Raw genomic sequence first — 8,171 nt, 5'->3', positions numbered from 1 at the left:
AATGAAGCCCTGACAGAGGCTCTTTTATGTTAAGTATGACTAAAATTTATTTCATGATAGAATTTAGCTCCCTGTAAATCAGGGGGCTAAAGGGGTGTGCATATTGGTTGGATGCTTACGTTTCTTGGAATTAGGATATGCTTACAATTTTAATTTAAAAGTAGTAAGGAAAGGAACAAATACCATCACTCGTTCCGTAGGCACGTCTGAATGCGAATTGGAACTGGTAGAAGTGGAAGATATGAACAAATAAACACGCTTTTCTCTTGTCGCTGACAAGACAAGCACAAGTCGCTGACTCGACCTCCTCAAGTCAGCGACAAGAGAAAACGAAGTCAGAAACAAAATATTAACCATTAAAACGTACAGTTATGCCATTCTGGAAAAAGATGTTCAACAAACGGCAGGGCGTGTATTATCCCCGTGCCGTAGTGCAGGGCAAACCTGTAGAAACGGAAACCATCGCTAAGGATTTGGCGAAGATTTCCACAGTGAGCAACTCCGATGTCCAAGCCGTCTTGGGCGACATTGCGGGAGTGATGCACACCCGCATGGCACAAGGCAAGAGCGTCCACATCACGGGCCTCGGCTACTTCCGCTACACGCTCGACACCGTAGGCGTGGACAGCCTCGAAGCCTTCGACTTCGAGAAGCAGGTGAAAGCCGTCCGCGTGGAGTTCATCTCCGAACGCACGAAGCTGGCTAACGGTACCTACACCCGCGCCCTCGTGGACAGCGACCAACTGGAATAGATCGAGCTATCGCCCGACACGAAGGACAGTGACCCGGCGCAGGATGACGATGACGAGGGTGTAACGGAGAATCCGCTGGCGTAAAATGAGAACAAGGCAGTCGCCCCACGTGGGTGACTGCTTCAAGAGGTTTTAATGGAGTAATAATCTTTAAAAATTATGAGTTATGTACGAAGCGAGACAGAATAAGGAGAAGGTTAATAGGAGGATTGAAGGAGGTAGTGGAATACGAAAAAAACAAATGTTAAGGCAATTGAAAGAAAAAGATCACAATTCTGTTCTGCTACAGGCACAAGGTTTAATACATAATTCTGTAATTCAAAGGCAACCTTTGGTTTGGGCACAAATTAAGGATAATCCAGAATTTAAGAGTAGTAATATATATAGTCCTTTTTTTCAAAAACTTATCAATGACTTAATTTTTGAATACCCACATATAAAAAATGAAGTAGAAGATATTTATCAAGAGTGTAGCGGGGAGTATATTGCTCCATATAATGATGATGACATGGAGAATATCATACTGAGGATTAACTCAGCAATAGAAAAAGTAGAAATTGAGCAATTTAGAGGTATGATAGCAACTACTACAAATGCAGATAAGTTTATAGCCAATCATCCAGGAGCAATACTTGTCGATTTAAATAACAGTGTTAATCAACAATTTAATATAGCTCTCCCAAATGGCATTCAACATATTATATCACAAGCCTTAAGGCATACTCATGGGAATTTGCCAACTTATGAAGGTTATCATGTATATCATGATACGCATCATACTAATTTTACCGTTTTTTTGATTGTAATAGATGACCAGCCGATTTTAGTCTCAACAGGAATGCATCCACAAAGAAATAGAAATGATGTTTATAAGCTATCATGGTGTTGTGATGGTAATAACCAATGGCAGGTAAATTATTATATAGGTACAAATTATAGAGGACCTCAGGCGGAACCACTTTAATTCTGTTCCCGTCCCGGCGGATTTGTAATCATAAGTGGTTGAAAGATTTCATATGTCTGGATAAAATCCTGATAATCAAATACAATTGGATTGCAAATCCGATTGAACGAACGGAACAAGTAAAGATTGGATTAAGCAAGAAATAAACGAATTAAAGTATGAACACAATGAACAGAATATTGGATGAACTTTATTTCATCACTACCACGGCGGTGGACAGGGTGAATATCTCCTCCCTGTCCGAAGTACAAGCATATCATCTTGGATTCGTTGGTATATTGTCAGCAGACGAAAGGGCTGAAAGATTCCGCCTCCGGCGGTAACGGTGCAGGCAATGAAAGTTCTTTCGGTTAAGCCGGGCTGCAACTTTCAAAGAGTTTTTAATGGAGTAGCAATCTTTAAAAATTATGAGTTATGTACGAAGCGAGACAGAATAAGAAGAAGGTTAGTAGGAGGATAGAGAAACCTAACACTGAAAATGTTCAACGAGTACAGTTGAGAACAGGTAGACGAAATGTCATATCTCGAAAGCAAATTACAGGTGTAAATACTTATTTTGCGTTGCACCATTTGGCAAGGAGGACTTTCACAAGAGAAGATGCTAAAGAGAAGTTAAGAAATAGGCGTTCATCCGATAATAGAATATTCAAAAGCACTATTATAGATGATAGAAATAACAGTTTTAATACTACAATAAGAAATTCAACTTATAGCCGTAATGGCGACTATTTTACATCAAACACTCCGTATGATATTATAACGGCGAGGATAAATGGCAATTCAACTTATATTGTACGTAGTGAAACTGGTAGGAAAGGGATAATGGTAAGCACGAATGATCAGAATGAAGTCGTTCACTATATAGGTTGTGTGTGACCCTCGTTCCATTGGATTTGTAATTCTACGACAATGAGCATAAGGATTTATAATCTGCAGCCTTAAAAAGCAACAGGCGTTCTTTTGATAAAAATGGCTGTGCCTCGGCAATCAGCAAATTCATGCAAGCATGATTTGTCGTTGCTCCCGGCTTAAGCGTTCTTTGACAGACTGGAAAAAGGAATCTTTACGATAAGCGATCGCGGAGGGTGCCCAGCACATTCTGCTGAGCGAAGTAAAGATACACGAAAGTGAATAATGGGAAGAAAAAGAGGGCGAAATCCATTGAATTTTGCAAACATGTTTGCAAAAAGGGATGAAACGACTTCGCTGATATCCAAATAAAATAGTATCTTCGCACAATCATATCAAAATCAAATGATAAAGTTGAATTAAGAAGAATGAACTCAGAAAAAGATAAATTAGCCAACATAATGCCCCAAGGGTATGAAGGGTGGCGCAAGGAGATGGAGAAGCTTATTGAACGGAGCAAACTTACGGCAGTGATAAACGTCAATGCGGAAATGCTCTCACTCTATTGGAAAATAGGGCATGACATCATGGTGAAACAGGACACGCAAGGTTGGGGTGCGAAAGTCATCAGGCGATTGGCGGACGATTTGCGCCGAAGATTTCCGGATGACAGAGGTCTCTCGCTTACGAACCTCAAACTGATGAGGCAGTTCGCCGCCGCTTATCCACGCTATCCGTTTCTGGAGATTCCGCAGGACGATTTCAGGAGGCTCCCGATTGGTCAAGTGGCACTTGACCAATTACAAACCACATCTAACGGATTTGTTCAAGTTCCCCTCTCCCAAATATCCTGGTATCACCACATTTCCTTGCTTCCCAAAGTAAAGGACGAAGCAACAAGAGCTTTCTACATTCTTGAGACTGTTGCCAACGGATGGTCTCGCGATGTGATGCTGGCGCAAATAGCCAACAAGTACATTGCGGCGAAAGGAAAAGCTGTCACTAACTTTGATAAGACGTTGCCTCCGCTTGAATCAGATTTGGCGAAATATACATTCAAGGATCCCTATAAGTTCAGCTTCATAGGAACTGTCGCCTTGCAAAACGAATTGGACATAGAGAAGTCACTTGCATCGAAGGTGACAGATTTCCTTCTGGAAATGGGACGTGGTTTCGCTTTCATCGGGCGACAGTACCATATAGTGGTGGACGGAGATGATTATTACATTGATATTTTGATGTACCACCTGAAACTACATTGTTACGTGGTGGTGGAACTGAAAGCTGTGGAATTTATCCCCGAATTTGTAAGCAAGCTTAATTTCTATATTTCGGCAGTAGATGAATATGTGAAGTCACCGGAGGACAAGCCTACCATAGGGCTTCTGCTTTGCCGCACGAAAAGCAACAAAAAAGAGCAATTCGCCCTGCGTGGCATCACCCAACCGATGGGAATCGCTCAATATGAAACAGAAAAACTTTTTGCCGACGTAGCATCATCGCTGCCGCAAATAGAAGACATAGAAAGCAGCATTGATAACGATTGAGTTGAAATAAGTTTTTTGCCATTCCATTATTCCGCCAGCCCTTTACGAACACCCGCAAGAGGCAGGCGGCTTTCTTTTTCCGGTCTGTCAGCGCATAGAAAAATATACAGGCACAAGCAGTCCGTGCTGCCGCCTGAAACGATATAGCGTTCTTTGACAGACTGAGACAGAAACGAAAGAAAACAGGCAATTTGTGGGCAAAAGATTTGGTTGGATGTGACTAATTAGTTACTTTAGCGACAAACGTCATCCTGCTGAACGGCTTTGTGAAGAAAAGCACCAAGGATTACGACAAGGAAATAACAAAGGCGATTAACATTTTAAGGAGTGTATTATGACAACAACGAGCAACAGACTGACAGCGGAAGAAGTGAAGAAGCTCCGTCAGACGGACTTCGCCAAGAAGCCCGGCTTTGAGACGGCAGAAACCATGCTGGCACGCGAAGTGGGCGAAACGGGAAGTCCGGAACGCGCCGAGTTCAACGCCAAGGCATTGGCATGGTATTATGGCGAAGTGCTGCGCGACCGCCGCAAGGCACTCGGCATCACCCAAAAGGAGCTGGCAGAGCGCGTGGGGCGCGACCGTTCCTACATCAGCCGCCTGGAGAAAGGCGAAACCGACTTGCAACTGTCCTCCTTCATCCGCATCGCCGCAGCCTTGGGCATCATGCTTAGGCTCGACGTGAACCTTATCTGAGACAGAGCCTGCCACGTTTCCTGCTTCGCACAGCGTATCAGGGCAGGACTTTTACCTTATTTTCTTTCATTTCCTGAACACAGCCGAAACCGTGTTTCAGGAAATGATTTGTTTCTGTACTCTTGCCAAAGCATATAAATTATAGTAACAGACAAATATATGGCAACAGAAACTATACGTAGTAACGTGTTCCATACCGATTATGAGGACGGCTGTGCAAGGTCGGATAACCTCCATCCGTTGACAACTGACACAGACAAACTCCTGTATCATCTGATACGGATGAGCAAAGGAATTTCTTACCGTGACGCTGACAGTAGAGATAGTACGCTTACATCTCTTTTGGAGAACCACGTGCTGACCGTGCTTACTGACATCCGCCGCAAGAACCTGTCCGGTTACGGCAACAGCTTCGCCGAGGCGCAAGGCACGGAAGAGCAGGCATACTATGTCCGCAAATTAGAGCGGGACGTGGAGCGGTGGGTAGCACGGCTGGAAGCCTACCTGCAGGCTGCCTTTGTACAAGGAAGAGCCGACAGCCCTACGGTGCAAATAGCCAGTAAGCTGCATGAGGAACTGGACAATACCCTCCGGACGGAAGATGAACACAACCACCGTTATTACCGGATGCTGCACACCGTGACCGCCATACATAAGAATGCCGACAGTTACTTGCGGCAGGCGGCGGACGGCGGTGACACGGAACCAGCCCTTGCCCTACTTATCGCCTACCTGAAAAACTACGCGGGCATCGCTGAAGTCTTTAACCGCCGCCTTGCCTCGTTGCCGGAACTTTACCGCAAGGAAGTTTTGCACGCCAGACCTGCGGAAGCGGTGCCGGACAATACTTATCTCGTGATAACTCCGGCCCCCTCCGGCTCCCCCATAAGGGGGAGAGGCGGGTTCACCTTAGCCGAGGAAACTGCTTTTGCAGCTGGGGACGATTTGATCTATAAAACCACGCAGGATGAATACATCAGTCCGATGCGGTGCGTACAGGCGGATGCAATTAGCCTCCCCAACCCCTCCCGTGGAGGGGCTTGTATCCAAACTCTGCATTCCGATGACGCTTCAAATGCGGAAGCCCTGTTCACAGGCGGCGAGGCGTTGCGCACGGGCTGGCAGATAGAGTCGCCCATGCTGATATTGGAGGAAGGCAGGCGTGATGTAACCGTCAGTCTCCGGCTGAAAGGAGGGAATACACCGACTGATACAGGCAAGAAACAAGGCTTTGTTTTGGAATACTCCACGGCAGACGGCTGGGAGCCCATCCATGCGGAATGCGGTCTTACATCCGATGAGCTACGTTTCGGTTTCACCATAGGAAGAGACGGTATCGCACCCTCGCCCTGCACGGAAGAGACACACGGCATAGTAACTGCATACCCCGCACTCCGCATCCTGACTGACAAAGGAAACTATCCCACATGGGCGGAAGGACTGGAGTTTGAAAGTGTGAGCATAGAAACCAGCGTCAGCGGCATCCGCAGTTTCACATTGATAAACGAACTCGGCGAAACCGATACAACCCAGACCGTATCGCCCTTCGGAATACAGGCGGAACGCGGCGCATGGTTCCGGATTGGTTTGGAGGAAGCAGGCATGAAGCCCCTGAAAGAACTGATGCTTACAGGCAAATGGCAGAAACTGCCTGAAACAAAGAACGGCTTAGACCAACTATATAAGGATTATCCGGGCGTGGACGCCTCCTCCTTCCGCATCAGGACAGACTACCGGAAAAACGATAAATGGGAATCCTGCGAAGAAGACAGCCCCCTGTTCACTTTTGACCATACAGGCAGGCTGCAGGATGCAAATATTACATTCCGTCCGAAAGACAACAGCGACAATCTCACTGCCAGTAAAGACAGGCTGTTCCGCGTCACCTTGGCCAGTCCAAGCATCGGCTTCGGAACTGCCGCCTACCGCAACCTCTTCACCGAGGTGATGGTACACAACAGTCGTTGCAAAGAAAAGGATATGCGGACGTTGCCGCAAGAACCGCCGATACCACTGTTGGCGGACATGGAACTGTCGTACAAAGCGGAAAATACAGTACCAATTCAGTCTCCCTCAATTACTCCTATTACCTTGACAGAGGGGACCAAAGCCCCTCCACGGGAGGGGTTGGGGAGGCTTTTACCGCAATCCCCTTCACCCTACACGCTGTATTTCGCCTTTGCGGATGCCGTAGGGGAAAGGAAGATACGGATGTATCTTGACCTGGCTTTGGACAAACCAGAGCTTCCCTATTGCTGTCTCCGTTCTGACAGCAACGCAGTCTTGGTATGGAGCTATTGGAACAGTAAGGAATGGACGGACATCCCATCAAAGGACATTACAGCGGAAGAGACCGCAGCCCTGACACGGAGCGGCTTCATCGAAATCACCTTGGAAGAAAGAATAGATAAGAAATGGACGGACAAGAACGGGCTGCTGTGGCTCCGTGCCGCCTTCATGCAGGGCGGCAATCCCGAGAAACCGGTCAAGGAAAAGCCGTCCACCCTTGCCGTCCGGGGTATATGGACCAACTGCATCCGCGTAACCGCCGACGGCGGAGACGGCACACCGCTTCCCGCCGGAACGATACAAGGGACGGCGGAAGAGGATACACGCATCGGAAGCGTCATACAACCCCTGCCCGGTTTCGGAGGCAGACAGGCCGAAACCGAAGCGCAGTGCGCCTCCCGGCAGACCGCCCGCATACACAACCGCCACCGCGCTGTCACCCTGCAGGACTACACGGACATCCTGACGGAACATTTCCCCGAATTGGTAAAAGTGCGCTGCTTCAACATCAGGCGGGAGAACGGCACACGGAAAACCGTCATCACCGTGTTCAGCCGTGCCGAGGACGGAACCTATTTCCTTTCTCCCACATGGAAACTGGCGGAGATGGAACGCACCCTGAGGCAATACACCCCACCGTTCGCCCGGGTGGAAGTCATCAACCCGGTCTACGAACAGACAGTTGTCCATATCAAGGCACGGCTGCACGAGGACACGGACGACGAGGACAAGGTCATCCGCCAGCTCGTCGTGCTGGCGCAGAACTACCTTGCCCCCTGGAAACGCAAGGGAGACATTCCCGAACCCGGACAGACATACTCACCCCTTGCATTGCACTCCCGGCTGGTGAACCACGAGGACGTGGAAGAACTGCTGGAGCTGACCGTGAACGGAAAAGACATACTGCCAAAAGAAGACAAGGATGGCGAAAACGAGGACGGGGACAAAGAAAGACCGATTCGCGGCACTTACCCGTGGAGCATCCTGCTGCCCAAGGTTGAAATCGGACTGTTGCCCTACCGGTCGGGCATCGAGGAAGCCGAGATCGGTGGCAACTTCACCATAAACTGACA

At 47.7% G+C, this 8,171-nt stretch carries 6 protein-coding genes and 1 pseudogene; all 7 read left to right on the top strand.

Annotated features, from left to right (window positions below; translation table 11 throughout):
• The first annotated feature begins 103 nt into the window (after nt 1-103).
• Nucleotides 104-253: a hypothetical protein gene (locus B5F25_RS21865; RefSeq protein WP_162614424.1), complete on the top strand. Its 150-nt coding sequence runs from the start codon at nt 104-106 to the stop codon at nt 251-253.
• A gap of 118 nt (nt 254-371) precedes the next feature.
• Nucleotides 372-749 (top strand): annotated as a pseudogene (locus B5F25_RS14540) (HU family DNA-binding protein); the annotation flags it as partial.
• Nucleotides 750-918: 169 nt separating this feature from the next.
• Nucleotides 919-1,716: a hypothetical protein gene (locus B5F25_RS14535; protein WP_087250376.1), complete on the top strand. Its 798-nt coding sequence runs from the start codon at nt 919-921 to the stop codon at nt 1,714-1,716.
• 167 nt (nt 1,717-1,883) lie between these two features.
• On the top strand, nt 1,884-2,039 hold the full coding sequence (locus B5F25_RS21860) for a hypothetical protein (protein WP_206423554.1): 156 nt from the start codon (nt 1,884-1,886) through the stop codon (nt 2,037-2,039).
• Between the two features lie 954 nt (nt 2,040-2,993).
• Complete coding sequence (locus B5F25_RS14525) at nt 2,994-4,112, top strand: PDDEXK nuclease domain-containing protein (RefSeq protein WP_087250374.1); 1,119 nt, start codon at nt 2,994-2,996, stop codon at nt 4,110-4,112.
• Nucleotides 4,113-4,446: 334 nt separating this feature from the next.
• Nucleotides 4,447-4,809 carry a helix-turn-helix transcriptional regulator gene (locus B5F25_RS14520; RefSeq protein WP_206423553.1) on the top strand — a complete coding sequence of 121 codons (363 nt, stop codon included), beginning with the start codon at nt 4,447-4,449 and terminating at the stop codon, nt 4,807-4,809.
• Nucleotides 4,810-4,968: 159 nt separating this feature from the next.
• Nucleotides 4,969-8,169 (top strand): baseplate J/gp47 family protein, encoded by a 3,201-nt coding sequence (locus tag B5F25_RS14515; RefSeq protein WP_087250372.1) that lies wholly within the window; start codon nt 4,969-4,971, stop codon nt 8,167-8,169.
• Nucleotides 8,170-8,171: the final 2 nt, after the last annotated feature.

This window comes from Bacteroides sp. An19, assembly GCF_002160215.1.
Lineage (GTDB): Bacteria > Bacteroidota > Bacteroidia > Bacteroidales > Bacteroidaceae > Phocaeicola > Phocaeicola intestinalis.
This window is presented reverse-complemented; position numbering and strand designations above follow the sequence as displayed.

What these genes read in the sequence shown, in the direction of transcription:
- B5F25_RS14535 (WP_087250376.1), top strand. Translation starts at nt 919, where the DNA reads ATGTACGAAGCGAGACAGAATAAGGAGAAGGTTAATAGGAGGATTGAA.
- B5F25_RS14525 (WP_087250374.1), top strand. Translation starts at nt 2,994, where the DNA reads ATGAACTCAGAAAAAGATAAATTAGCCAACATAATGCCCCAAGGGTAT.
- B5F25_RS21860 (WP_206423554.1), top strand. Translation starts at nt 1,884, where the DNA reads ATGAACAGAATATTGGATGAACTTTATTTCATCACTACCACGGCGGTG.
- B5F25_RS14520 (WP_206423553.1), top strand. Translation starts at nt 4,447, where the DNA reads ATGACAACAACGAGCAACAGACTGACAGCGGAAGAAGTGAAGAAGCTC.
- B5F25_RS14515 (WP_087250372.1), top strand. Translation starts at nt 4,969, where the DNA reads ATGGCAACAGAAACTATACGTAGTAACGTGTTCCATACCGATTATGAG.